General features: G+C 57.2%; 20 protein-coding genes, 1 tRNA gene and 1 pseudogene. 12 read left to right on the forward strand and 10 right to left on the reverse strand.

Annotation, left to right across the window (positions count from 1 at the left end; translation table 11 throughout):
• Nucleotides 1-5: 5 nt before the first annotated feature.
• The 4 genes from C8N45_RS13705 to C8N45_RS13720 are packed head-to-tail and all read right to left on the reverse strand — an operon-like array spanning nucleotide 6 to nucleotide 3,616.
• Entirely contained in the window at nucleotides 6-1,787 is a 1,782-nt protein-coding gene (locus tag C8N45_RS13705; protein ID WP_108386824.1) for a peptidoglycan D,D-transpeptidase FtsI family protein, read from the reverse strand.
• On the reverse strand, nucleotides 1,784-2,143 hold the full coding sequence (ftsL, locus tag C8N45_RS13710) for a cell division protein FtsL (protein ID WP_108386825.1): 360 nt from the start codon (nucleotides 2,141-2,143) through the stop codon (nucleotides 1,784-1,786). The genes C8N45_RS13705 and ftsL overlap by 4 nt, the downstream gene beginning before the upstream one ends.
• On the reverse strand, nucleotides 2,144-3,118 hold the full coding sequence (gene rsmH / locus C8N45_RS13715; RefSeq protein ID WP_108386826.1) for a 16S rRNA (cytosine(1402)-N(4))-methyltransferase RsmH: 975 nt from the start codon (nucleotides 3,116-3,118) through the stop codon (nucleotides 2,144-2,146).
• Nucleotides 3,119-3,121: 3 nt separating this feature from the next.
• Nucleotides 3,122-3,616: a division/cell wall cluster transcriptional repressor MraZ gene (locus C8N45_RS13720; RefSeq protein WP_108386827.1), complete on the reverse strand. Its 495-nt coding sequence runs from the start codon at nucleotides 3,614-3,616 to the stop codon at nucleotides 3,122-3,124.
• A gap of 639 nt (nucleotides 3,617-4,255) precedes the next feature.
• Between C8N45_RS13720 and C8N45_RS13725 the strand changes: the two genes are divergently transcribed.
• On the forward strand, nucleotides 4,256-4,882 hold the full coding sequence (locus C8N45_RS13725; RefSeq protein ID WP_108386828.1) for an SOS response-associated peptidase: 627 nt from the start codon (nucleotides 4,256-4,258) through the stop codon (nucleotides 4,880-4,882).
• A gap of 45 nt (nucleotides 4,883-4,927) precedes the next feature.
• Here the strand turns inward: C8N45_RS13725 and C8N45_RS13730 are convergent, their stop codons facing one another.
• Both C8N45_RS13730 and C8N45_RS13735 read right to left on the reverse strand, forming a co-directional pair.
• Nucleotides 4,928-5,416 (reverse strand): GNAT family N-acetyltransferase, encoded by a 489-nt coding sequence (locus tag C8N45_RS13730; protein WP_108386829.1) that lies wholly within the window; start codon nucleotides 5,414-5,416, stop codon nucleotides 4,928-4,930.
• Complete coding sequence (locus C8N45_RS13735) at nucleotides 5,413-6,486, reverse strand: Mrp/NBP35 family ATP-binding protein (protein ID WP_108386830.1); 1,074 nt, start codon at nucleotides 6,484-6,486, stop codon at nucleotides 5,413-5,415. Before C8N45_RS13735 ends, C8N45_RS13730 begins: the two co-directional genes overlap by 4 nt.
• A gap of 252 nt (nucleotides 6,487-6,738) precedes the next feature.
• Between C8N45_RS13735 and C8N45_RS13745 the strand changes: the two genes are divergently transcribed.
• The 4 genes from C8N45_RS13745 (at nucleotide 6,739) to C8N45_RS13760 (ending at nucleotide 9,212) form a co-directional block, all read left to right on the forward strand.
• A complete protein-coding gene (locus tag C8N45_RS13745) occupies nucleotides 6,739-6,954 on the forward strand; it encodes a DUF1127 domain-containing protein (RefSeq protein ID WP_108386832.1) in 216 nt (71 codons plus the stop codon).
• A 603-nt stretch (nucleotides 6,955-7,557) separates the two neighbouring features.
• Complete coding sequence (locus C8N45_RS13750; RefSeq protein WP_108386833.1) at nucleotides 7,558-7,914, forward strand: hypothetical protein; 357 nt, start codon at nucleotides 7,558-7,560, stop codon at nucleotides 7,912-7,914.
• Nucleotides 7,911-8,534 carry a DedA family protein gene (locus C8N45_RS13755; protein ID WP_108386834.1) on the forward strand — a complete coding sequence of 208 codons (624 nt, stop codon included), beginning with the start codon at nucleotides 7,911-7,913 and terminating at the stop codon, nucleotides 8,532-8,534. Before C8N45_RS13750 ends, C8N45_RS13755 begins: the two co-directional genes overlap by 4 nt.
• Before the next feature lie 81 nt (nucleotides 8,535-8,615).
• On the forward strand, nucleotides 8,616-9,212 hold the full coding sequence (locus C8N45_RS13760) for a LysE family translocator (protein WP_108386835.1): 597 nt from the start codon (nucleotides 8,616-8,618) through the stop codon (nucleotides 9,210-9,212).
• Between the two features lie 39 nt (nucleotides 9,213-9,251).
• Here C8N45_RS13760 and C8N45_RS13765 read toward each other — a convergent pair whose 3' ends face one another.
• Nucleotides 9,252-11,642 (reverse strand): ATP-dependent helicase, encoded by a 2,391-nt coding sequence (locus tag C8N45_RS13765; protein ID WP_108386836.1) that lies wholly within the window; start codon nucleotides 11,640-11,642, stop codon nucleotides 9,252-9,254.
• A 136-nt stretch (nucleotides 11,643-11,778) separates the two neighbouring features.
• On the opposite strand from C8N45_RS13765, the gene C8N45_RS13770 reads away from it, so the two are divergent.
• The 6 genes from C8N45_RS13770 to C8N45_RS13795 all read left to right on the forward strand — a co-directional run bounded on the left by C8N45_RS13770 (nucleotide 11,779) and on the right by C8N45_RS13795 (nucleotide 19,691).
• The gene (locus C8N45_RS13770; protein ID WP_108386837.1) at nucleotides 11,779-12,909 is read left to right on the forward strand and encodes an alpha-hydroxy acid oxidase; all 1,131 of its coding nucleotides are present in this window, start codon (nucleotides 11,779-11,781) and stop codon (nucleotides 12,907-12,909) included.
• A gap of 84 nt (nucleotides 12,910-12,993) precedes the next feature.
• Nucleotides 12,994-13,623 carry a PAS domain-containing protein gene (locus tag C8N45_RS13775; protein ID WP_108386838.1) on the forward strand — a complete coding sequence of 210 codons (630 nt, stop codon included), beginning with the start codon at nucleotides 12,994-12,996 and terminating at the stop codon, nucleotides 13,621-13,623.
• A gap of 97 nt (nucleotides 13,624-13,720) precedes the next feature.
• Nucleotides 13,721-17,164, forward strand: a complete 3,444-nt coding sequence (locus tag C8N45_RS13780; protein ID WP_108386839.1) for a pyruvate carboxylase — start codon at nucleotides 13,721-13,723, stop codon at nucleotides 17,162-17,164.
• A gap of 39 nt (nucleotides 17,165-17,203) precedes the next feature.
• Nucleotides 17,204-17,575: a VOC family protein gene (locus C8N45_RS13785; protein ID WP_108386949.1), complete on the forward strand. Its 372-nt coding sequence runs from the start codon at nucleotides 17,204-17,206 to the stop codon at nucleotides 17,573-17,575.
• 165 nt (nucleotides 17,576-17,740) lie between these two features.
• Nucleotides 17,741-17,815, forward strand: a tRNA-Gly gene (locus C8N45_RS13790).
• A gap of 1,276 nt (nucleotides 17,816-19,091) precedes the next feature.
• Entirely contained in the window at nucleotides 19,092-19,691 is a 600-nt protein-coding gene (locus tag C8N45_RS13795) for an FMN-dependent NADH-azoreductase (RefSeq protein WP_108386840.1), read from the forward strand.
• Nucleotides 19,692-19,941: 250 nt separating this feature from the next.
• On the opposite strand, the pseudogene C8N45_RS24135 reads toward C8N45_RS13795, so the two are convergent.
• Both C8N45_RS24135 and C8N45_RS13805 read right to left on the reverse strand, forming a co-directional pair.
• Nucleotides 19,942-20,133: pseudogene (locus C8N45_RS24135) on the reverse strand (tyrosine-type recombinase/integrase); the annotation flags it as partial.
• Between the two features lie 490 nt (nucleotides 20,134-20,623).
• Entirely contained in the window at nucleotides 20,624-21,244 is a 621-nt protein-coding gene (locus C8N45_RS13805) for a TIGR02466 family protein (protein ID WP_108386841.1), read from the reverse strand.
• 351 nt (nucleotides 21,245-21,595) lie between these two features.
• On the opposite strand from C8N45_RS13805, the gene ppsA reads away from it, so the two are divergent.
• Nucleotides 21,596-24,016, forward strand: coding sequence for a phosphoenolpyruvate synthase (gene ppsA, locus C8N45_RS13810; RefSeq protein WP_108386842.1), 2,421 nt, complete (start codon nucleotides 21,596-21,598; stop codon nucleotides 24,014-24,016).
• On the opposite strand, the gene C8N45_RS13815 is transcribed toward ppsA, so the two are convergent.
• The gene (locus tag C8N45_RS13815) at nucleotides 24,013-24,960 is read right to left on the reverse strand and encodes a 1-phosphofructokinase family hexose kinase (RefSeq protein ID WP_108386843.1); all 948 of its coding nucleotides are present in this window, start codon (nucleotides 24,958-24,960) and stop codon (nucleotides 24,013-24,015) included. The two genes, ppsA and C8N45_RS13815, sit on opposite strands and share 4 nt — an antisense overlap.
• Nucleotides 24,961-25,038: the final 78 nt, after the last annotated feature.

Here is a 25,038-nt window from a genome sequence, read left to right on the forward strand (position 1 = left end):
GCCTCTCAGTTTGAGGTGAGTGTTACACCGACAGATTGCGGAGTGTCCACTTGCGGACGCAAGCCAAGCAATGGCGCTGTGCGGCGGATCATCTCAGCGGCTACAGGCACAGCAGTCCAACCCGCCGTCCGGCGCGGCTCGGACCCTGAATTCTCAGAGGGTTCATCTAGCGTGACAACCAGCACATATTTGGGATCGTTGGCCGGAAAGACTGACGCAAAAGTGGCAATCACCTTATCGTCATAGTACCCCGCCCCGTTGGTGCGCGGTTTGTCTGCGGTGCCGGTCTTGCCGCCCACCTCGTACCCCGGCACTTCGCCAAAGGATGCGGTCCCCCGCACCACCACTTCGCGCAGCATCCGGCGGGCGCGTTCGCTTACGGCCTCGCGCACGACCCGCTCACCCTGTAAAGGGGCATGCTGGCGCAGCAAGGTGGGTTCAACCCGTGTCCCGCCGTTTAGCAGTGACGCATAGCCAGCAGCCAGATGCAGCGGCGATGACGACAACCCATGCCCATAGGAAATTGTCATGGTCGAAATTTCGGACCAGTTTTTGGGCAACAATGGCTTGCCGGTTGGCGCTTCGACCAGTTCAACGCCTGTAGGTTCCAGAAATCCCAGCGAGCCAAGGAATTCGCGCTGCCGCTCTGCCCCGACCTGCATGGCAATCCGCGCAGTGCCGATGTTCGAGGATTTCACAATGACATCGGTCGTTGACAATTCGGGGCCATAATCATGGAAATCCCTGATCCGAAAGCGGCCCCATGTCAGCGGGCCTTGGGTGTCGATCATGGTATCGGGGTTGATCAGCGCCAATTCCATTGCCTGCGCCACAGTGAATATCTTGAACACCGAACCCAGTTCGTAAACCCCTTGCACTGCCCGGTTAAACAGCGGGCTGTCGGCCTGATCACCCTTGGTCAGCACCTGCGGGCGATTGTTGGGGTCAAAATCAGGCAAAGACACCATCGAGATGATCTCACCGGTGTGAATATCCATCAGAACCGACGAGGCACCTTTTGCATTCATGATCGACATGCCACCGGCCAGCACCTCTTCGGCGGCGGCCTGTACGGTCAGGTCAAGTGACAATTCCAGCGGCGCACCTTCGCTGGCTGGATCGCGCAGGAACGTGTCAAACTTGCGCTCTATCCCAGCCACGCCGATAACTTCGGCACTGGCAACGCCTTCGCGGCCATAACTGGCACCGCCAAGTACATGGGCCGCAATCGGGCCGTTGGGATAAAGCCGCATTTCGCGCGGCCCGAACAACAAACCAGGCGAACCGATGTCATGGACCGCTTGCATCTGTTCAGGGCTGATCTGCTTGCGTACCCACAGGAATTTGCGCTTGCCGGTGAAATCCTCGATCAGGTCCTCTTCATCCAGTTCTGGAAAAATCTCGGCCAGACCTGCAGCGGCATGCGCCGGGTCGATCATGTCCTGCGGATGGGCATAAAGCGAATGGGTTTGCAGATTCGTCGCCAGAATGCGCCCGTTTCTATCCACAATATCAGAGCGTTGCCCGATAATCGGGTTACCCACAGCCGATGCACGCGGCTCTTGCGGGACAGAAGAGGCCAGCGTGCCCATCCGGCCACCAATCACGACAAACGCGCAGAAAAACGCAAGCCCCAGCACAAGCAGCCGCCCTTCAGAGCGCTGGCGCGCCTTGTCCGCCATTTCCTCGTGACGCAGGCGCTTGTTTTCAGCTTCGATCACGTCTGGGTTTTCGCCCTGTGCGCGGGCTTTCAGGATACGGGCAAGCGGGCGCAGCGGGGTCCTCATAGCGGGTCCTCTATATCTGCGAACGCATCTGACGACAGTTCAATCGGGTTGATGATCGGGCTGATCGGCGGAATCGGATAGATGATCTGATCAACCGCGCCAAAAGCATCGGGCATCAAAGGCAGCAGACCCAGACGGTCAAAATTCAGTTCTGCGAGGTCGGCCAGTCTGTCGGGGCGGTTCAGGTACGCCCATTCCGCCCGCAACATGCCCAGACGTTCATGTGCAGACCCGATTTGCGCATGCAAGCCACGCACTTCGCGGATCGCTTCCTGCGTCTTGTAGTTTTCCTGATAGGCCCAAAAAGCGAGCCCCATGACGGCCAAGGCGGCCATTACAAATAACACACCACGCATCTACCTGCGCCCTTTCTGCTTCTTCATCGGCATCCCCAGATCGTCCGGATCAATCGGCGCGGCCGGGGCATCGGTACGGATCGCCACCCGCAGTTTCGCCGAGCGCGATCGCGGGTTTTCGGCCAGTTCCTGATCGTCCGGCCCAATCGCCTTGCGTTTCTCAATGCGCCAGGCGGGGGTGATCTGTGCAACCTCCGGGGCGTAACGGTTGGCGTTGGCCGTGTTGCCGGACCGCGCCTGCAAGAAACGCTTTACCATCCGGTCCTCGACCGAGTGAAACGTGACTACAGCCAGTTTTCCACCCGGTTTCAGCGCACGTTCAGCGGCCATCAGCCCCTCGGCAAGTTCGCCGTATTCATTGTTGACCGCTATGCGCAGCGCTTGAAATGTGCGCGTGGCCGGATGCGACTGGCCGGGTTTGGCACGGGGCAAGCAGCCTTCGACAATCTTTGACAGTTGCAACGTCGTTTCCAACGGACGCGCGGCAACAATTGCCTTGGCGATCCGGCGCGAGGCGCGTTCTTCACCATAAAGGTAAATGATATCCGCCAGTTCCGACTCGTCTGCGCTATTGCACAGATCAGCAGCAGAAGGGCCCTCTTGGGACATACGCATGTCCAATGGTCCATCCCGCATGAACGAAAAGCCACGCTCGGCCAGATCAAGCTGCATCGAACTGACGCCCAGATCCAGAACAACGCCGTCCAGATCAGACCCGTATTCATCCAGCCTTGAGAACACGCCTTCTACCAGTTCAATCCGGTCGCCATATTCCGCCACCCAGTCTGCCGCCATCTCGAACGCCAGCGGGTCACGATCAACACCGATGACCTTATCCGCTCCGGCGGCCAGCAACGCACGGGTGTAGCCGCCGTTGCCGAATGTGCCATCGAGCCAGACACCGGAAACGGGCGAGACCGCTGCAATGAGCGGTCTGATCAGAACGGGGATATGGGGCGCGGCAGCGTCGGACATTGGCTACTCATCCAGCAGGATGAGCGGATCAAAGCCATCCTCCTGCTCTGCCAGCCATCCGGTCAAATCGTCTGCAACCTCTTGGGTAAACGTCTCTGCCTTCCAGATTTCAAAGTGATCGCCAAGGCCGCTGAAGGTCAACTCTCCATCGGTCAGCCCCAGCTTCTGTCGCTGCTTGATGGGCATGACCGTGCGGCCATCCTTGTCCACGTCCAGTTTGATGGACTGTCCGATAATCAGACGCGACAATTTCTTTTTGTTGGCAGACCCGCGCGGAAGCGCGTTGATCTGGTCCACGACCTTGTTGAATTCATCAACAGTGTAGCCGTGCAATTCGTTTTTCAGGTGATCCCCGTAAAGCAGGTACATGCGGGGCGACAGGCCGGGTGTCCACTCGGGATCGCCCGCTTCGAGCACACGACGAAAATCGGCAGGGATCGACATGCGCCCCTTGCCGTCCACCTTTTGGGTGTGTTCGCCTGTAAAACTCAGAACCACTGTCCCTCGGTCCTCACTTGCCCCCGGTTTTGAATGTAAAAACGGCGGATTGATCTGCTGCCACTGATCAATCCGCCGTTTCACCCCTAGCGGGGGAGAAGTCCGACTGCGCGTGCCACCTGGGGGGATGTCTGCTCGCTCACGCGCCGGATCTGGTTGGGTAATGCGAAGCCTGTATGAAACCTGCTTTTGCCGGTTGGGGTTCTTGAGATGCCCCTTTTGAAGTGTTGTTCGCCTTACCGTGAGACTGTTGTGACACTGGTTTGCGTGCCGATCAACAGTTTTCTGGGAATTCATGGTACTACATGGTGTTTCAGGGACCCGCCCCGAACAAGATATAGGGTCAGGCATAGCAGATGCGTAGCAATTATAGGGCAAAACATTACGTCAGACACAACATATAGACGATATTTACTGTTTGTTAATCCATTCCAGAAAATTCAAAATAATTCAGAAATTGCGTCTCTCGCCTCGCTTTCCTACCAGAAATTTCGGTCAATTCACGATCAAGCCATAAAATTTTCTCCAAAAGTGATTCGAAATACACAGCGATTCCATGAATTCCCGTAGTGATGTGATCCCTTGCCTCTTTGTCAGGTCTGAAGACATAATCATCCGATAGACGTTATCGGCGGCCCCATGTGCAATCTCTACTCCATGACAAAGAACCAGGATGCGATCCGCGCGCTGTTTGATGGCATTGGCGATGACGCGGGCAATCTGCCTGCCATGTCCGGCATCTACCCGGACTATGCCGCCCCCGTGGTGGCCAACATGCCGCAAGGGCGAATGCTGACGAAAATGCGGTGGGGGATGCCGTCACCGGCCTTTGCGCTCAAGAACAGGAACGCAGACAAAGGCGTCACGAACATTCGCAACACCGCCTCGCCGCATTGGCGGCGTTGGTTGGGGCCAGACCATCGCTGTGTCGTGCCATTTACTGCATTTTCAGAGTATCAGCCCAAGGTTGGACCCAAGTGGTTTGCCTTGAATGAAGACCAGCCGCTAGCCTTCTTTGCGGGCATCTGGACGCAATGGACATCGGTGCGCAAAGTCAAAGAGGGCGAGACCACCGATAATCTGTTCGGTTTTCTGACGACCGAACCCAATGGGGTCGTGACCCCGATCCACCCCAAGGCAATGCCGGTGATCCTGATCTCGCCAGAAGCGGTGAATATGTGGCTTACCGCCCCAACCGAACAGGCTTTACGCCTGCAAAGACCCCTGCCTGATGCGATGCTGACGCTGGTGGATGGGCCGATATAGCACATTCAGTTGTCAGACCGGGCAAACGCGCACCGCATACGGGCCCTATCCCGCCAGCGCCTTATGCATAACATATGCATCCACCATCCCGACCTTCGGATGGTCAAACGCGTCGGGAATAGTGCCAACCGTTGTAAAACCCAGCTTGTGCCACAGCCGCACAGCGCCTGCGTTGCTGGACAGCACAAAGTTGAACTGCATCGCGCGGTAGCCCATCGCGCGGGCCCGCTCTTGACTGGCCTCGCACATTTGCCTCGCAAGCCCCTGCCCGCGCGCCGCTGGCGATACGATATACCCGCAATTGCAGATATGCGCACCGCCGCCCGGCTGGTTTGTTTTGATATAGTAGGTGCCAACGATTCTACCGTCGGCTTCAGCCACATAGGTGGCGGCACTGGCCTTGACCCAATAATCAAGGGCGTCGGCCTTGGTGATGGCAGGATCAACAGCATAGGTTTCGCCCGCGCGGAACACATCGTGCAGCAAGGTCCAGATCGCATCATGATCGGTCGCAGTTGCAGGGCGTATGATCACGCCATTCCCCCGTCGATGAACCGACGCGCAAGTTGGCGGTAGGCATCGGCCATTGGCCCGTCACCCGCAGCAACAGGTGTGCCACTATCACCTGCCAGCCGTGTATCAAGGTCAATCGGCAGCGCACCAAGGAATGGCGCGCCGATCCGCTCTGCCTCTGCCGCGACGCCACCATGGCCAAAGATCTGCGATTCCGTCCCGCAGGTCGGGCAAACAAATGTGGACATATTCTCGATCAAGCCCAGAACGGGCGTGCGCAGGTTGTTGAACATGTCGATCGCCTTACGGGCATCGATCAGGGCCACATCTTGCGGGGTGCTGACGACAACGGCTCCAGTCAGTTGGGTTTTCTGGCACAGGGTCAACTGCACATCACCGGTCCCGGGGGGCAGATCGACGATCAACACATCCAGTTCGCCCCACTGCACCTGCCCCAGCATTTGCTGCAAGGCGCCCATCAGCATGGGGCCACGCCAGACGACAGCTTTGCCTTCTTCCATCATCAGACCAATCGACATCATCGTGACGCCATGCGCCTGCAACGGAATGATCGTCTTGCCATCTGGCGACCCCGGGCGCTTGTTCACCCCCATCATGCGCGGCTGCGAGGGACCGTAGATATCGGCATCAAGCAGGCCAACGCGACGCCCCTCACGCGCAAGTGCGACCGCAAGGTTCGAGGACACCGTAGATTTGCCAACGCCGCCCTTACCCGAACCGATCGCCAGAATGCGATCGACACCGGCAGGCTTGGTCGGGCCGGCCTGCGGTTTGGGATGGCCGCCAACCTTGAGCGACGGCGGGGCCTGCGGTTTTTGCGACGGACCATGGGCGGTCAGGATGACGGATACGCTATCCACACCAGCAAGCTGGCTGACAAGCCGCTCGGCGGCGCTGCGCACACCTTCCATCTTGGCGGCTGTTTCGGGGTCAGGTGCCTCAATCACGAAACGCACAGCCGCGCCCTCGATTGTCAGCGCCCGCACCATATCCGATGAAACAAGGTCGGCCCCACCGGGCAAAGTGAGTCGGGAAAGTGACGCCAGAATTTCGTCGCGGGTGATCGCCATTGCGTGCCTCCATTAACCTGTTGGAAAGGTTTAGGCCGGTTTTTGGGCAGGTTTTGACCAGACTGCAAGAGGATGTGGCCATGTGCCCGCGATTGCGGCAGTTTTGTGACGTTAGGTCAGCAATGCTTATGCACTTTCTGCATAGCAGCATTGCCCTATCCGGCATTGTGCAAGTGCAGCATATGCCTAAGTATGGGTGGCAAGCGGTGGAGACACTGACAACCGAATAGAGAAAAGACGAAAGACGAAACGATGGCATTTATTACCGACACACGCGTCCTGGGCATCAGCCTGAGCGATCGCATCGAAAACGTCCGCACGCAGTGGGCCGAAGCACGGGCCAAGCGCGCGGTTTACAAAACAACACGCGAAGAACTCTCTGTACTATCCAACCGCGACCTGAATGATCTGGGGATTAGCCGGTCGCAAATCAACAATATCGCGTTCGAAGCCGCATACGGCAAGTAATTCAAGGATCTGACCTGCCTCTCCTCCCTGTAAGGCGGGTCTGATAAGGCCCCTCGCGCTATCTTCCTCCCGGCGCAACGGGTCATCAATCAGGTGGCGGCATCCACCTCCTCCCGGATGCCGCCACCCAAACAAACCAGTTTCGGAACCGTTCACCTCCTCCCGGACGGAACCGATGTCACCGTTGGCCGCGCTCACCTCCTCCCGAGCAACGTCAGCGAGGAAGCGCCCCGCTCTTCTCCTCCCGAGATGCGAGTGGGCGCTGATAAATAGAGTGGCGGCACCCACCTCCTCCCGGGTGTCGCCTCTTTTACAGGAATTCGGAACCGCCCACCTCCTCCCGGGTGGAACCGATCATACCGCTGGCCGCGTTCACCTCCTCCCGAGCAACGTCAGCGAGGAAGCGCCCCGCTCTTCTCCTCCCGAGATGCGAGTGGGCGCTGATAAATAAAGACGGTCATGCCCACCTCCTCCCGGGCATGGCCGTTTTTTTTGTGCAAGGCGTGCCGTGCAAAGCCAAAGGAACTGCCTTGGCGCAAAGGATGACTTGAACAGTCCGCAAAGAGACGGGACAATGGTCGCATTTGCACGTCGGAGACCCCTTTGCTGAACAGCCCACACCTGCTTTCCTTCCTGCGGCAGCACTGGCAGATCGTCGGGGTGATCGCGTTGGCCAGCGCGGCCGCACTATGGTTTGCGATCAGCGTGCTGCTGGATTTCATCTATTTCAACGATCCCAAAAACCAGGATATTGCCCTGAAACCATGGATGACGCCCCGATATATCGTCATGTCCTATGATCTGCCGCCAGAGGTCGTTGCAGAACTGCTCGACCTGACCCCGCAACAGGATCGCCGGGTGCCGATGCGCGATATCGCGGAGAAAATGGGGATCACGCTGGATGAGTTGACCGAAATCGTCCGCGCGGCCGCGGCAGCCTATCGGGCGGGGCAGCAATGACCGACATGTTTATCGGCATGATCCCGGCCTACGGTCTTTTCATCTTGTTTGGTGTGGTGTCGCTGGCATGTCTGGCGGTGCCGCTACCATCGTCCATGCTGGTGCTTGCGTCAGGGGCGTTTGCCGCGACGGGAGACCTGATTTTGTGGCAGGTCATGGCAGTGGCTTTTGCAGCATTCGTGCTCGGCGACCAGATTGCATTTCGCATCGCGGCCGGGCTCGGACCACGTCTGCTGTGCTGGATGCGCAGTAAGCCAAAGCTGGTCCCGGTGCTGAACCGGAGCGAAAGACTCCTGAAATCAAAGGGTCAACTGGCAGTCCTGATCAGCCACACAGTCCTTAGCCCCACCTGCCCTTATGTCAGCTATCTGTGCGGCGCGGGCGGGATGCGCTGGTCTGCATTCAGCCCCACAGCAACGGTCGGGGCCGCCGTATGGGTGTCGGTCTATGTGGCACTTGGATATGCATTTGCCACCCAATTGGGGCAAGTTGCTGACATTTTGAATAAATCGTTCGGTCTCATCTTGGCGGTCGGTTTGGTGATCGGATGCATCATCTGGCTACGCAAGCGCTGGCACATCCATCTGCGGCAAGCCGCAAACAAAAGTGCGCGGCAATAGGCGCTCTTAACCATGGGACAAAGGGCAACCCTGCATCAATTTGGCGATTTCAATCCTGGCCACTTCAGTTAAACAGCCGCAATGACACTGGAAATCCTCATCGCGCTGATCAGCTTTGCGGTCGCGACATCAATCACCCCCGGCCCGAACAACCTGATGCTGATGGCGTCAGGGGCCAACTACGGCCTGCGGCGGACCGTCCCGCATATGCTGGGCATATCGCTTGGTCATGCCTTTATGGTCACGATGGTCGGCGTTGTGTTGCTCAGGGTATTTGCAACCTACCCAATGCTGAACATCCTTCTGATCGTGTTAAGCGTGACATATATGCTCTGGCTTGCATGGAAAATCGCCAATGCCGTGCCACCCGACGCCAAATCCGTGACTGGCAAGCCACTCACATTTCTCCAGGCTGCGGCGTTTCAATGGGTCAACCCCAAGGCATGGTTCATGGCCATCTCGGCGATCAGCGGGTACGCCCCGCAAAATCAGGGGGTGTGGGTCGGATCACTGATGGTCGCTGCCGTTTTTGCCGCGACAAATCTGCCATCGATTACGATCTGGGCATGGATAGGCGTGCAGGTGCGGCGCTGGTTGGGCAGCGCAAAAAGGCTGCGGGCCTTCAACATCAGCATGGCGCTTTTGTTGGTTGCGTCGCTCTACCCGATGTTCATGTAAGATGGGTTTTGACCCATCCCTTTTTCAGAATGGCCCCTCCTAGAATGGAACGTCATCGGCCGCGTCAGCGCTGACAATAAACCGCCCAACAACATGTTTGGACCCTGCCTTGTCGAATTCGATCACCAGCTTGTCGCCTTCGATCCCCATCACCTCGCCATAGCCAAACTTCTGGTGGAACACCCTTTCACCCTCAGTGAACGCAGAGACAGCATCAACATCAATGGTCATATTGCGCGCCTCGGACGGCATCGACATGCCCCGCTGCTGGCTGCGGGATTGCAACCTGCGCCACCCCGGAGAGTTGTAAACATCCGCCTTATGCGCCTTTTCATGCAGATTCGACCCGGCCATACCCGCCATCGCAGGTGACGCACTGGCCGACATGCCCGCCGCACCATAACCGCCACCATAAAGCCCCGGCGGTGTCAGCACCTCCACATGATCCTGAGGCAACTCATCAATGAAGCGCGACGGCATAGAAGACTGCCACTGGCCATACACCCGCCGGTTCGCCGCAAAGGAAATCGTGCACAACTCTTCGGCCCGCGTGATACCCACGTAGGCCAACCGCCGCTCTTCCTCCAGCCCCTTGACGCCGCTTTCGTCCATAGAGCGTTGCGAGGGGAACAACCCATCCTCCCACCCCGGCAGGAATACAGCGGGAAATTCCAGCCCTTTGGCGGCGTGCAGGGTCATGATGCTGACCTTTTCGCCCTGCTCATCGGTTTCATTGTCCATGATCAGGCTGACATGCTCAAGGAACCCTTGCAGGTTCTCGAAATTCTCCAGCGCCTTGACCAGTTCCTTGAGGTTCTCCAACCGGCCCGGTGCCTCTGGCGTCTTGTCATTCTGCCAAAAGCCGGTGTAGCCGCTTTCATCCAAAATCATCTCGGCCAGTTCCACGTGGGTATCAGCCTCGGCACGCACCTGGCCGTGCCAGCGATCTAGCGCGTCCACCAGAATTGTCAGCTCTTTCAATCCCTTGCCGCCCAGCAGCTTGCCCTGACAGACCAGCCGCGCCCCTTCGACCAATGACACGCCATTGGACCGCGCCGTGCGCTGGATCGTCTGCACCGCCTTGTCACCAAGACCACGCTTGGGGGTGTTCACAATGCGCTCGAACGCCAGATCATCCTCCGGGCTGACAGCCAGCCGGAAATAGGCCATCGCGTCGCGGATTTCCAAACGCTCGTAAAAGCGCGGGCCGCCGATGACACGGTAAGGCAGGCCGATGGTCAGAAAACGGTCCTCGAACGCGCGCATCTGGTGCGAGGCGCGCACCAAAATCGCCATCTTGTCCAACCCAACCGGGTCAAGCCCGCGCGTGCCACGTTGCAACGCCTCGATCTCCTCGCCAATCCAGCGCGCTTCTTCCTCGCCATCCCAATGACCGATCAGACGGACCTTTTCGCCTTCCTTGCAAGAGGTAAACAGCGTCTTGCCCAACCGTCCCTTGTTGGCGGCAATCACGCCCGACGCAGCCGCCAGAATATGCGGGGTGGAGCGGTAATTTTCCTCAAGCCGGACCACATGCGCCCCCGGAAAGTCCTTTTCGAACCGCAGGATGTTGCCGACTTCCGCCCCGCGCCAGCCATAGATCGACTGATCATCATCACCTACGCAACAGATGTTCTTGTGCGATGCAGCCAGCAGGCGCAGCCACATATATTGGGCGACGTTGGTATCCTGATATTCGTCCACCAGAATATAGCGGAACCAGCGTTGATACTGCTGCAACACATCATCATGGTTCTGAAAGATCGTGACCATGTGCAGCAGGATATCGCCAAAATCGACAGCATTCAGATCACGCAGACGGGCCTGATAGGCGGTGTAAAGCGCGATCCCCTTGTGATCAAAGGCACCGCTGTCGGCAACGGGCACCTTGTCAGGGGTCAGCGCCTTGTTCTTCCAGCCATCAATGATGCCCGACAGCATCCGGGCGGGCCAGCGTTTGTCGTCGATACCTGCGGCTTGGATAAGCTGCTTCATCAATCTGATCTGGTCGTCTGTATCCAGAATCGTGAAGTTCGATTTCAGTCCGACAAGTTCAGCATGACGGCGCAGTTGTTTGGCGCAGACCGCGTGAAAAGTGCCCAGCCACGGCATACCTTCAACGGCCTCGCCCATCAGACCGCCGATGCGCACCTTCATCTCGCGCGCGGCCTTGTTGGTAAAGGTTACAGCCAGAATTTCATGCGGTCGCGCGGTGCCTGTCGCCAAAAGATGGGTGATACGCGATGTCAGCGCCTTGGTCTTGCCCGTTCCGGCCCCCGCCAACATCAGGACAGGGCCATTCAACGTCTCGACCGCCTTACGCTGGGCCGGGTTCAACCCGTCCAGATAGGCGGCACCGGTCCGCGCCATCGCCCGCTGGCTCAATGGCACAGCCGCTTCAAAGGCATCATCTTCTGGAAAATCATTCATTCTGCCAATATACCCCGTTCACCAAAAAGAGAAAGAGCCTGTTCTATTTTCGTTCCATGCTTCTTTTGGCCAAAAAATATCCCCGCCGGAGGCACCCGCCATTGCAAAAGGCGCGGCAGTCGACATAGCGTGGCGCATGGATTTACACAGCACTTACCCCGCCATCGCCGACCTGCGCAGACGCGCCCGAAAACGGATTCCGCATTTCGTGTGGGAATACCTCGACAGCGCGACCGGGACCGAGGCAACCCAGGCCCGCAATCGCCAAAAACTTGACGATGTTCTGCTCAAACCCTCCATTTTGCACGGAGAATTTGACCCCGATCTGCGCACAAGTTTTCTGGGCAGGCCCTATCCGCTGCCTTTTGGCATTGCGCCCGTGGGCATGTCCGGCCTGATCTGGCCGGGGGCAGAGCAAATGCTGGCGCGCACCGCCGCCAAAGAGGCCATTCCCTACACCATGTCTACCGTCGCCACGCAATTGCCCGAAGATGTGGGGCCACATGCGGGCGGTCAGGGATGGTTTCAACTTTATCCACCACGCGATCCGTCGATCCGCGACGATATTCTGAAACGCGCAAGGCAGGCCGGTTTTCACACAATCGTCATGACGGTGGATGTGCCCGTCGCCTCGCGGCGGGAACGGCAAACGCGCAGCGGGCTGACGAATCCACCGAAAATCACCCCGCGTCTGGCGATGCAGGTCGCCAGATGCCCTGTCTGGTTGAACGGGATTCGCAAAACCGGCATGCCGCGGATGAAACTGATGGACAGCTATTCCAGCAATCGCAGCGCGCTGCCTTCCAACCAGCATATCGGCTATTTGCTCCGAACCTCGCCGGACTGGGATTATTTCAAATCATTGCGCGATGCGTGGAATGGCACCTTGATCGTCAAAGGTGTCGGACGGCCCGAAGATGCGACACGTCTGACGGAAGCGGGCGCAGACGCCTTGTGGGTCAGCAATCACGCAGGGCGCCAGTTCGATGGCGGCCCGGCCACGATTGAAACGCTCCCTGCCATTCGTGCGGCGACCGACCTGCCGCTGATCTTTGACAGCGGGATTGAAGGCGGGCTGGACATCCTGCGTGCGATCGCGCTTGGCGCAAATTTCGTGATGCTGGGCCGCGCCTTTCACTACGCACTTGGCGCGTTGGGTGAACGGGGGGCTGCGCATCTTGTCGATATCCTAAGGCAGGATATGGTCAGCAACATGGGGCAACTGGGCATAAAGTCGCCGGGCCAAGCGTCAGATTGTGTGTATTAGGGTTGATACGTTAGGACAATTTTAAGGCGGAAGGGTGCAACAATTTAGTCACCATATTTAACCGTACATTACCAGGAGCCGACAATGTACACGCACGCCGATCATCTTGCCCTGTCTGCCGCGCTGGACGAATTTGCTGTCCCGATGTTCGCAGTAGAACGTCAGAGCAAAGATGCACATTTTCGCTTTATTGGCGTCAACTCCGCTCACACGAATCGATCTGGACTGACAAACGCGGACATTGCCGGGGCACGGACCTGTGACCTGCTGCCACCGCAGGATGCGGAAACGACGGAAAACCGCTATCGCGACTGCGTCGACCGGCAGACCGTGCTGAGCTATGTTGAAAAACTGGCTTTTGCGGGGCTTTCAACAATCTGGAACATCACGTTGCAACCGGTCACCCTGCGCAACGGCGTTCAACGCATCATCGGGACTGCCAGCACTTCGACAGATCATGCAGTCACTGCAAAACTGGAAGACGCCGCCTACTACGCCACCAGTGCACAGATGCAGGTCGCCCAGTTGCGCAGCTTTCTTGAACAGGTGGGCAAGCGCCCGGATTTACCCGCAGACCTGCGCGACAAGGCTATTATGGTTGATGGGCTAACCCACAGTATTGATGCGCTTTTGTCTGACATCCGTGATGCAGCGTCGAAGGCCGACAATACCAATCATCGCCAGACCATGTGCCAGTTCGGGCAAAAGCGCTAGCGCCTGCCCCCCCTTTTCCCAGACCTGCGCAACTCCCCATGGACGCCCACAAACTCTTCGCCTAGACTTCATGCTGCAACTGCGAAGGAGTGGGAAAATGGCAGAGTTTAACAAGATCCTGATTGCCAACCGGGGCGAGATCGCGATCCGCGTCATGCGCGCCGCAAACGAGATGGGCAAAAAAACCGTCGCTGTCTTTGCCGAAGAGGATAAATTGGGCCTGCACAGGTTCAAGGCGGACGAAGCCTACCGGATTGGCGAAGGTCTGGGCCCTGTCGCGGCATATCTCTCCATCGAAGAAATCATTCGCGTTGCCAAAATGTCCGGCGCGGATGCGATCCACCCGGGATACGGGCTGCTGTCCGAAAATCCTGAATTCGTAGATGCCTGTGAAGCGAACGGCATCACGTTCATCGGCCCCAAAGCCAAGACGATGCGCCAGCTTGGTGACAAGGCCAGCGCGCGCCGCGTGGCAATTGAGGCAGGCGTGCCGGTCATCCCCGCCACCGAAGTGCTGGGCGACGACATGGAGGCGATCAAAAAAGAAGCTGCCGACGTCGGTTATCCACTGATGCTCAAGGCGTCATGGGGCGGCGGCGGACGTGGGATGCGCCCCATCATGTCCGAAGACGAACTGGAAGAAAAAGTACGCGAAGGCCGCCGCGAAGCCGAAGCTGCCTTTGGCAATGGCGAGGGTTATCTGGAAAAGATGATCATGCGTGCCCGCCACGTCGAAGTGCAGATCCTTGGCGACACACAAGGCAACATCTATCACTTGTGGGAACGCGACTGTTCGGTGCAGCGCCGCAACCAAAAGGTGGTTGAACGCGCCCCTGCCCCCTACCTGAGCGGCACCCAGCGTGAGCAATTGTGCAATCTGGGAAAGAAGATCTGCCAGCATGTGAATTACGAATGCGCAGGCACGGTCGAATTCCTGATGGATATGGACAGCGGTGAATTCTACTTTATTGAGGTGAACCCCCGCGTACAGGTGGAACATACCGTCACCGAAGAAGTGACTGGCATCGACATCGTGCGCGCGCAAATCCTGATCGCCGAAGGCAAATCACTGGTCGAGGCCACAGGCTGTGCCAGCCAGTATGACGTGAAACTTGATGGCCACGCGCTGCAATGCAGGGTCACAACCGAAGATCCGTTGAACAACTTCATACCCGACTATGGCCGCATCCAGACCTACCGCAGTGCCACTGGCCCCGGTATCCGGCTGGATGGGGGCACGGCCTATTCCGGTGCGGTCATCACGCGTTATTACGACAGCTTGCTGGAAAAGGTCACAGCCCGCGCACCGACCCCCGAAATGACCATTGCGCGGATGGACCGCGCGCTGCGCGAATTCCGCATCCGCGGCGTGTCCACCAACATCGCCTTTGTTGAAAACCTGCTGAAGCACCCGACCTTTCTGAACAATGAATATCACACGAAATTCATCGACGAGACACCGGACCTGTTCAAATTCACCAAGCGCCGCGACCGGGCGACCAAGATTCTGACCTACATCGCCGACATCACGGTGAACGGACACCCCGAAACCGCCGGGCGTGTACTGCCCGGTCACGATATCAAAAAGCCGCGCCCGCCGGTGAAACCGTCAACTGACATAACCCCCGGCACCCGCAATATTCTGGATGAGTTCGGGCCAGAGGCGGTAGCCGACTGGATGCGCGACCAAAAGCAGTTGCTGATCACCGACACGACCATGCGCGACGGGCACCAGTCACTTCTGGCAACACGTATGCGCTCGATTGACATGATCAACGCAGCCCCCGCCTATGCGCAAAACATGAACCAGCTGTTCAGCGTCGAATGCTGGGGCGGCGCAACCTTTGATGTGGCTTACCGGTTCTTGCAGGAATGCCCGTGGCAGCGCCTGCGCGACATCCGCGCGGTGATGCCCAACATCATGACACAAATGCTGCTGCGCGCCTCAAACGGGGTGGGTTACACCAACTATCCTGACAATGTGGTGCAAAGCTTTGTGGCGCAGGCCGCAGAATCCGGTGTTGATGTGTTTCGGGTGTTTGACAGCCTGAACTGGGTTGAAAACATGCGCGTCGCGATGGATGCCGTTATCAAGGCCAACAAGGTCTGTGAAGGCACGATCTGCTACACGGGTGACATGCTGGACCCGGATCGGTCCAAATATGACCTGAAATACTATGTGGGCATGGCCAAAGAACTGGAATCAGCGGGGGCGCATATCCTTGGGCTCAAAGATATGGCGGGCCTGATGAAACCACGGGCCGCCACCGCCCTGATCACAGCCCTGAAAGAAGAAATCAGCCTGCCGATCCATTTCCACACCCACGACACGTCAGGTGCGGCCATTTCAACGGTGCTGGCGGCAACAGAAGCTGGCGTAGATTGCATTGATGCGGCCATGGACGCGCTGTCCGGCAACACATCGCAGCCCACCCTTGGGTCGATCGTGGAATCACTGCGCGGCCATGCGCGCGACACCGGACTGGACATCAAGGCGATCCGCGAAATCAGCAACTATTTCGAACAGGTCCGCGCCCATTACGCCGCCTTCGAATCCGGTCTTCAGGCCCCTGCGTCCGAAGTCTATTTACACGAAATGCCCGGCGGGCAGTTCACCAACCTGAAAGCACAAGCGCGCTCGCTGGGGCTGGAGGACCGCTGGCACGAGGTCGCACAGACCTATGCCGACGTGAACGCGATGTTCGGTGATATCGTCAAAGTGACCCCTTCCTCCAAGGTGGTCGGTGACATGGCGCTGATGATGGTCAGCCAGAACCTGACCCGCGCTGATGTCGAGGACCCCGACACCGATGTGGTGTTTCCCGATAGCGTGGTCGAGATGATGAAGGGCAACCTTGGCCAACCCCCCGGCGGATGGCCCAAAGCGATTCAGAAGAAAATCCTCAAGGGTGAAAAGCCCTTTACGGACCGGCCCGGCAAGTCCCTGCCGCCCGTTGATCTCGAAGCGGCCCGCGCTGAACTGACAAAGCAACTGGAAGGCAAGAGCGTCGACAACGAGGATCTGAACGGCTACCTGATGTATCCCAAGGTCTTTCTTGATTACATGGGGCGGCACCGGACTTACGGCCCCGTGCGCACCCTGCCCACACGAACTTTCTTTTACGGGATGGAACCCAGCGAAGAAATCGTGGCCGAAATCGACCCCGGCAAGACGCTTGAAATCCGCCTGCAGGCTGTGTCCGAGATGAACGAAGATGGCGAAGTGAAAGTCTTTTTCGAGCTCAACGGCCAACCCCGCACGATCCGGGTGGCCAACCGGGTGGCGGCTGCCAAAATGGTGTCGCGGCCCAAGGCTGAAAACGGCAATCCCAAGCACATCGGGGCACCGATGCCCGGCGTTGTGGCCTCTGTCGCGGTGACCGTCGGCAAAAAGGTCAAAGAAGGCGACCTGCTGTTGACCATCGAGGCGATGAAGATGGAAACCGGGCTTCACGCCGAACGTGAAGCCGTGGTCAAAGCGGTCCATGTGAATGCTGGCGGCCAGATCGACGCAAAGGACTTGCTGATTGAATTCGAATAGGTCCGCGCGGCCAGCCACAGGCCAGACGTGAAACTTGCCATGATCAGCTTGCTGGTGCCCGACTACGATGCGGGCATCAGACACTACGTTGACGCCATGGGCTTTGAGTTGCTGGAAGATACCCGCCTTTCGGACACAAAGCGCTGGGTGCGGGTGCGGCCACGGGGTGGCGAAACCAGTTTCATTCTTGCGCGGGCTGATGGCGACCGGCAGCAGGCGGCCATCGGCAATCAGGGCGGTGGCCGCGTCTGGCTGTTTCTTGAAACCGATGACTTCAGCAAGGACCACGCCCGACTGTTGGCCAACGGCATCCAGTTCGAAGAAGCCCCGCGACACGAACCCTACGGCACTGTGGCGGTGTTCAGTGATGCCTTCGGCAATCGCTGGGACCTGATCCAATTCAAGGGTTAGCAACTGTATCTTTCAGTCAGCCTGCCCGAAAACAGCCCTGAACCAAAGCGCACTGTCGAAAAATGACCCGCGCGAAAGCGGCGAAAAGAAAAACTGCGATTAATTGTGATTTTGGTCTTGCAGTGCACTGCAACTCTTTGTAGATCGCACCTTACAAATTGGAACGCGGGCGTAGCTCAGGGGTAGAGCATAACCTTGCCAAGGTTAGGGTCGTGAGTTCGAATCTCATCGCCCGCTCCAATTTGAAGCCAAAGAAATCAAAGACTTACAACGTCTGTTGTAGGTCTTTATTTTTTTATAGAGCAAGTTTTTCTGGCGGCGTTCACAGTAACACGTATGAACGTTTGCTTGGCAAGGTGCTCGAATCTAACGTTTCGGCACAGTTGCTGTACCCCCTGAGCTACGCCCGCAGCAAATTTGTATCTCGCAAAAATCGGCACCGTCATCACTCTGAAAAATTGCGTCTCAGGGCCATTAGACGCCTTTGGCGACCACGAGACCTACCAACATAGCAAAATGTTGCTCACAAAGGCGCTCACTGCCCCCTCTAAATCGTTGAACTTCCGCACAAAAGACATATGCAAGCGCGACTTCGTACCGCAACGCAAATGGTCTTGGAAAGCCCACTATAAGTGCTGAAACAGTTATCCCAGTGTGGCGAGCGATAATGTTGAAATACCCCTGATTCTGGTAGCCAATCTCCAACGCTACACGAAGCCATGCGCCCCGACACGAAGCACATTTAATATGACGACGGACACAGCGTTGAATTCTTGACAAGCCTTCAAAGCCCTTGGAAAAGCTGGGCCTTCATCTTTTTCGATTATGACTAAACGGATTGTGTCTTCACTTGTGTACTCTGGTCTCGCAACCTTGCCATAAGCGAAACACTCGAGTTGTCTTTGGTGTATCTCACTGCAAAGCTGAACCGCTGGTGCCACGATGATGTAACCACAATCCAAGTTGTCGCGGATATGTTCTTTTACCGCCTGCGTCTTGCCTGAGCCGAAACTGCTTGAGATTCTTTAGAACATTCATTGCCCTCTGCAGCTTCAATGGTCCCACCCTATCGATCGGGGCTAAGACTTAGCAACCAGTTCGGCGGGGATCAGCCTTTCGCTGCAGTTTGCGCCAACGTCTCGTCTGCGGGCGGTCTCAACGGATCGACGCAACACGCGTCCCCAATTTCTCTGCTCTTTTCCCAATTGAGGGCCGGGCTGGCACCTTGAATTTCGCGTAAGGCCGAACCCATAGATCTGATCGTCAATCCGCTAGCCAGAGGTCTTGGTAGCCACTAAAGAATCTCAGGATGGTGAGTTGCGCGTTCGCAAATGTGGGATGATGACCATTCTGAAAGCGATGATTTTTCGAGCTTTTCGGCTTAAATTGTAGTTAGATATCTTAGATTCACCGTCTTGCTGGCGATTGCTGAACAAAATGAATTGGGGGGAGAACGCTTGCGCATTGCTTATTTATCAGGTGACTTAGACTGATACCGAACAGGAGAGCGTATAACATGCGGAAAGTTTTAAGGGTCGACGCTTCAGCACGTCGCGATGGGTCTGTGACCCGTGATTTAGCTGATCGGGTCATCGCCAAATTAGGTAGTAGTGAGGTGATAACCCGTGATCTGTTGGATGGCGTGCCATTTATTGATGAGACTTGGGTAGGGGCGAACTTTACGCCGGAATCTGATCGCACACTCCAACAGATTGAAGTTCTTGCATATTCGGATCAACTCATTCGAGAAGTCATGGATTCCGACACGCTGGTTATTGGTGTGCCAATCTACAATTTTGCTGTTCCGGCTGCACTAAAAGCATGGGTCGATCTGGTGGCTCGTGTCGGCGTTACATTTGCCTACACTGAGACCGGTCCGGTCGGCCTCCTTAAAAACAAACGCGCGGTCATCATAGTCGCTTCCGGTGGTGTGGCGTCAGGATCTGAAGACGACTATGCAGTCAACTACATGCGTCACTTCTTGGCATTTCTTGGCATCGTTGATGTCGAAGTGGTCGCCGCTGATCAGCTTATGCTAGATGCCGAGACCTCACTGCGAGGAGCACATGAGGCTATAGAGAATTTGGCCGCATCACATACTAGCGCAATATCTTAGCACTGACCGCCTAACGGTCGGACTTCGTCGTTACATGATGTCGAGTAACGGAGCAATATCTGTGGCGATGCTGCTATTCTATTATGATGCAGCATCGAACACTTCGGGCTGCAAGCCGACATTCGCGTCCGTTTTCCGTAATGTCCGTTATGGCCGAAAGTGACACTCAAACCCGCTACACCACAAATTATTTTCCGCCAAAAACTCGCTGACTTTGCACGTTGAAACGTCGTACTTCTAGTCGATCAAGCTATGAAATAACGCACTTGAGATGCGTGTATCTCTGCACACTTCTGATATCTCTGTGACCACTCACGACCATGATTTGCGCTTGGTTTAACCCTTTCCGCGCAACATCAGTAATTCGCGAGTGTCGCCACTGGTGTGACCTAACGTTGCTCGATAGTCCAAGCTGAATCCTCGACCGTCTTACCGCCTGAGAGACGCTGCAGGACGCATAGGGATAAAGAGTACCATCGCCACGGCCAGCACGATCTTTGCGTAATCCTCGCCAGCTTCACCAAGTCTTGGGTGGACAAATTTGGATGGCAACTCTTGCTCAAGAGCCCTTTGTTCCGCTTCGTGGCGATTGTGAACGGTGTGTGCACGCACAGGATTTCCCGCCAAACGGATCTGAACATTCCATTTTCCGGACTTTCGTTATCGTATCGTGGCCATTTGTACCCCGCTTGTGAACGATTTCTGAGGTAATCAAATGTTTTCAATATGATAGGCGCTTGCCAAGGTTAGGATAGTGAGTTCGAATCTCATCGCCCGCTCCAGTTTGAAACCGCAAAAATACCAACAACAGCTGTTGCCGGTCTTTTTTTGGGGCGCGACCTGCGAAAAGAAACTGGCATCATAATCCAAGCCCTACAGGTAGGGCGCGATCGCCCCGCACCGGCACGCTTGGGCAATGGTCAAACAGGGCGCTATTTTTTCCGCTTGAACGTCGCATTGAAGGCAACCGAAACACGTTCCATGTCGGCTTCGTTGGGGTAAACCCAATGGACCAGATAGGACGGGAAAATAACCATCTCGCCGGGCATCGGGCGAATCTTCTTCTTGAGTTTGAAGGCAGAGGCGTTCAGCAGCCGCCAGTTTGGCAAATCTGTCCGCGGATCAAGAAATTCGATCATGCCAGAGTTGCCGGATTCGACCTTTGGCTGCGAGACATAATAAACCCCGGACCAATGCGCGCCGGGATGTGTGTGCGGCGCGTTATAGCCACCAACCGGATTGGCATTCATCCAGGCAAACAGCTTGAGCCGGAGTTCGTCAAGGTCCGCTTTCGCGCCACACTTGCGCGTCGCGTTCATCACCGCTTCTTGGGCTAGACCACGCAAGATCGTCGTACCCGGCATTTCCTCTTCAAATAGATTGCCCGCGGAATGCCACCCGCCCCGGTTTGACTTTTCCACGCCGCCGGATCTGGCTCTCAATGCCTCCCCCTCTTCAAGCAGGGTCTTATTAAGCTTGGCATGATCTGGGACGTGGAAACGAAACAGCGGCGTCGAAAAAAGCTTCTCGTATTTCGTTTGTTCTATCATCATTGTCTTGGACCATCACTTGGTAATTCAGGGGGCTTGGTGGGTAAATACCCACGAAAGCCCATCTTGATCCAAAAACGTCTGCCGTCAAACCCAAAACACGCCGCGAGCGCGAAAGATGTATGGAGCGTACTGAATTGGCTGCGTCCCATAAACGGCGCTCCCGATCGCCTGTCAATGCAACCCCGCAGAAGGCCACCAAGTTGATTTGCGCCCGTCGCCATATCAAGCGCTTTTTGAGAAAGATCAAATCCGAAACACGGGCTGCCTGTAGAAAAAGACCACGATCCTGCGCCGCTTTACCTGCCATTTCGGGCGCGGCGCTTGATCGGTAATTCGACGAGAGGCGAAACAATGTCCAAGCAAATCCGCCATGTGATCGACTTCGCAGATGTAAGAAACAGTGATGTGGGGATTGTCGGTGGCAAGAACGCATCTTTGGGCGAAATGATCGCGGCCCTGACCCCCAAGGGCATTCGCGTACCGCCGGGGTTCGCAACCACCGCCGACGCCTTTCGGCTCTTTCTGGAAGCTGACGGCCTGAACGCGGCTATCAGCAACGCGATGAACAAGATGGAGTCGGGCAAGGCGACACTTCATGAGACAGGCAAGGCGATCCGCGCACGTGTGCTGCACGGTGAGTGGCCGATCGATACGGCAGAAGCCATAAGACGCCAATATCGCGCCTTGTGCGACGCTGCCGAAACGCCCGAAATGCCTGTTGCGGTCCGCTCCAGCGCCACGGCCGAGGATCTGCCGGATGCCAGCTTTGCCGGACAGCAGGAAACTTTCCTGAACATCCGGGGCGAAGCCGCACTGCTTGAGGCCTGCCGCAAATGCTATGCATCGCTGTTTACGGACCGGGCCATTTCCTATCGCAAGCTCAAAGGGTTTTCGCACCAGCAGGTTGCCTTGTCTGTGGGGATACAGCAGATGGTCACGGCCGATACCGGCGGATCAGGCGTGATGTTTTCGATTGATACGGAATCCGGCTTTCCCGACGCCGTGTTAATCAATGCAGCCTGGGGTCTTGGCGAAAATGTCGTGCAAGGCGCGGTTGATCCGGACGAATATGAGGTCTTCAAGCCATTTCTGCAAAACCCCGACCTCAGCCCCATTCTTGAAAAGCGGATGGGCGCAAAAGCAATCAAGATGGTGCTCAACGCCGACGGCACCCCGCGCAATGTGCCCACGTCAAAGGCAGAGCGTGCCACCTACGTCTTGCGCGATTCCGAAATACTGGAACTGGCCAGACAGGCCTGCATCATCGAGGACCACTACGGCCACCCGATGGACATGGAATGGGCGCGTGATGGCAAAACCGGCATCATCTACATCGTGCAGGCCCGGCCAGAGACGGTACAGTCACGCATAGCGGCCGGGTCGATCAAATCCTACGAGGTCATAGATCCGGGCCAAACGATCCTGACAGGGATGAGCATTGGCAGCGCCGCCGTGTCAGGGCACGTCTGCATCATTGAGGACGCAAAGGAAATCGACCGTTTCGTTGACGGTGCCGTGCTGGTCACATCGACGACAGACCCGGACTGGGTGCCAATCATGAAGCGCGCGGCAGCCATCATCACCGACCACGGCGGGCGCACGTCCCATGCCGCGATTGTCAGCCGTGAATTGGGGCTGCCTGCTATCGTTGGATGCGGCAATGCAACGGACATCCTGCATGACGAACAAGACGTCACCGTCTCGTGCGCGGGCGGCGAAGAGGGCGTGGTGACACAAGGATTATCCGAAATCAAAGTCAGGGAAGAGGCAATTGACGAGTTGCCAAAAACCCGCACCAAAGTGATGCTGAACCTTGCCAACCCGTCGGCGGCCTTACGGTGGTGGCGTCTGCCGGTCGATGGAGTCGGGCTTGCCCGGATGGAGTTTGTGGTGAACAGTGCCGTGCGCATCCACCCGATGGCGCTGGCACATTTTAACCAGCTGACCGACCCTGCCACGCGCGACCGGATCAACCTGATGACCGCCGGGTACGACACCATGCCGGGCTATTTCGTGGACCGTCTGGCGCAAGGGCTGTCACGCATTGCGGCCTTTTGCTATCCCAAACCCGTCGTCGTCAGAATGAGCGATTTCAAGACCAACGAATATGCCAACCTGTTGGGCGGCCAGCAATTCGAGCCGCACGAACAAAACCCGATGATCGGCTTCAGGGGGGCGTCGCGGTATTATTCGGACAGCTACAAAGATGGCTTTGCCCTCGAATGTCAGGCAATCGCGCGACTACGCGGGCGGATGGGGTTCGACAATGTCGTTGTCATGATCCCTTTTTGCCGCACACCCGAAGAGGCCGACAAGGTGCTGGCCGTTATGGCCGAAAACGGGTTGGAGCGCGGGCACAATGGCCTCAAGGTCTATGTCATGTGTGAAATCCCGTCGAACGTTTTGCGCGCTACGGAATTCGCACAGCGCTTTGACGGATTTTCCATTGGGTCAAACGATCTGACGCAACTGACCTTGGGGATTGATCGCGATTCAGATGAACTGGCAGACCTGTTCCGCGAAGATGACCCCGCGGTGCTTTGGATGATCGAAACGGTCATAGAAAAGGCCCACGCGGCCGGATCGCTGGTCGGCTTTTGCGGTCAGGCACCCAGCAACGACCCGTCCTATGCGCAAAAGCTGGTCAATTTCGGCATCGACAGTGTCTCGGTCACGCCCGACAGTTTCGCCGACGTCCTGCGGCACGTAGCACAGGCAGAGGCAGAGGCAGAGGCAGAGGCAGAGGCAGAGGCAGAGAAGGAAGCGGGCTAGATTACCTCAATAATACAATCTTCAAACAGGTCCTCGGTCATCTGGCGTTCACAAAGTGCTGTGCCTTGGGTGCCAACCGTAGCGCTGGCGGCGGCCACACCCCAGCGCAACGCCTGATCCGGCGGCGCGCCCCGCGCAAGCGCCAGGGTCATCGCACCGACAAACGCATCCCCTGCACCGATCTTGCTGCGCACTGTCACCTTGGGCGCATGGCAAAAGAACGCCTGTGTCTGCGTCACCATGATTGACCCATCAGCCCCCCGCCCTGTGACCACAATGCGGGCAACGCCCCTGTCCACCAGTGTCTGCGCAAAGGTCACACTGTCCGCGACCGTTGCCATCGCATGTTCTGCCGCCTGTGCCGCCTCCTTCTGGTCGATCCGCAAAAGATGCACCGGGTCCGCCCTGCGCTGGATCAGATGCGCCAGCGCGCCGCGCGAGGTATCGACGATCAGCCTGTCGCTTACCGGTTTGATCGCGGCCAGAATCCGGTCTGGAAAAGTGACATCAAGCCCGGCGGCCAACCCGCCACTGAGTACAACAAAACTGTCCGGCGTCACCGCTGCCCCGATAGCAGCAAGCAGGCTTTGACCGTCTTGCGCGGAAAGGGTCGGGCCGGGCACACTGAAGCGATACTGCTGGCCGGTTGTTTCGTCGGTGACGGCAAAGCTTTCGCGGGTTTCACCACTGACCGGCACCGGACTGGTCGGCACAGCCTCGGACGCGAGCAAATCAAGCAGCCTTTCTCCCGTTGGGCCGCCGACCGCGACCAGCGCCGTGGCCTGCCCGCCCAGTTTGCAGATGGCACGGGCCACATTGACCCCGCCACCGCCGGGGTGGATCAACGGCGTCTTGCAATAAAGCTTTGGCCCCGCAATGACATGTTCAACCGATGTCGCAAGATCAACGGCGGGATTAAGCGTGATGGTCAGAATATCGTTCAGCGACTTTGCCCTTCTGTGTCACCACCCTTTTTGACGTGTTTGACATGGCAGGACAATGGCCCGATTGCTCAGCGCGGG

This window comes from Yoonia sediminilitoris (genome assembly GCF_003058085.1).
Taxonomy (GTDB): Bacteria; Pseudomonadota; Alphaproteobacteria; order Rhodobacterales; family Rhodobacteraceae; genus Yoonia; species Yoonia sediminilitoris.

Excerpts from the sequence above, each read along its gene's own strand:
- C8N45_RS13705 (WP_108386824.1), bottom strand. The coding sequence starts at position 1,787 with ATGAGGACCCCGCTGCGCCCGCTTGCCCGTATCCTGAAAGCCCGCGCA.
- ftsL (WP_108386825.1), bottom strand. The coding sequence starts at position 2,143 with ATGCGTGGTGTGTTATTTGTAATGGCCGCCTTGGCCGTCATGGGGCTC.
- rsmH (WP_108386826.1), bottom strand. The coding sequence starts at position 3,118 with ATGTCCGACGCTGCCGCGCCCCATATCCCCGTTCTGATCAGACCGCTC.
- C8N45_RS13725 (WP_108386828.1), top strand. The coding sequence starts at position 4,256 with ATGTGCAATCTCTACTCCATGACAAAGAACCAGGATGCGATCCGCGCG.
- C8N45_RS13735 (WP_108386830.1), bottom strand. The coding sequence starts at position 6,486 with ATGGCGATCACCCGCGACGAAATTCTGGCGTCACTTTCCCGACTCACT.
- C8N45_RS13745 (WP_108386832.1), top strand. The coding sequence starts at position 6,739 with ATGGCATTTATTACCGACACACGCGTCCTGGGCATCAGCCTGAGCGAT.
- C8N45_RS13755 (WP_108386834.1), top strand. The coding sequence starts at position 7,911 with ATGACCGACATGTTTATCGGCATGATCCCGGCCTACGGTCTTTTCATC.
- C8N45_RS13760 (WP_108386835.1), top strand. The coding sequence starts at position 8,616 with ATGACACTGGAAATCCTCATCGCGCTGATCAGCTTTGCGGTCGCGACA.
- C8N45_RS13765 (WP_108386836.1), bottom strand. The coding sequence starts at position 11,642 with ATGAATGATTTTCCAGAAGATGATGCCTTTGAAGCGGCTGTGCCATTG.
- C8N45_RS13770 (WP_108386837.1), top strand. The coding sequence starts at position 11,779 with ATGGATTTACACAGCACTTACCCCGCCATCGCCGACCTGCGCAGACGC.
- C8N45_RS13775 (WP_108386838.1), top strand. The coding sequence starts at position 12,994 with ATGTACACGCACGCCGATCATCTTGCCCTGTCTGCCGCGCTGGACGAA.
- C8N45_RS13780 (WP_108386839.1), top strand. The coding sequence starts at position 13,721 with ATGGCAGAGTTTAACAAGATCCTGATTGCCAACCGGGGCGAGATCGCG.
- C8N45_RS13785 (WP_108386949.1), top strand. The coding sequence starts at position 17,204 with ATGATCAGCTTGCTGGTGCCCGACTACGATGCGGGCATCAGACACTAC.
- C8N45_RS13795 (WP_108386840.1), top strand. The coding sequence starts at position 19,092 with ATGCGGAAAGTTTTAAGGGTCGACGCTTCAGCACGTCGCGATGGGTCT.
- C8N45_RS13805 (WP_108386841.1), bottom strand. The coding sequence starts at position 21,244 with ATGATGATAGAACAAACGAAATACGAGAAGCTTTTTTCGACGCCGCTG.
- ppsA (WP_108386842.1), top strand. The coding sequence starts at position 21,596 with ATGTCCAAGCAAATCCGCCATGTGATCGACTTCGCAGATGTAAGAAAC.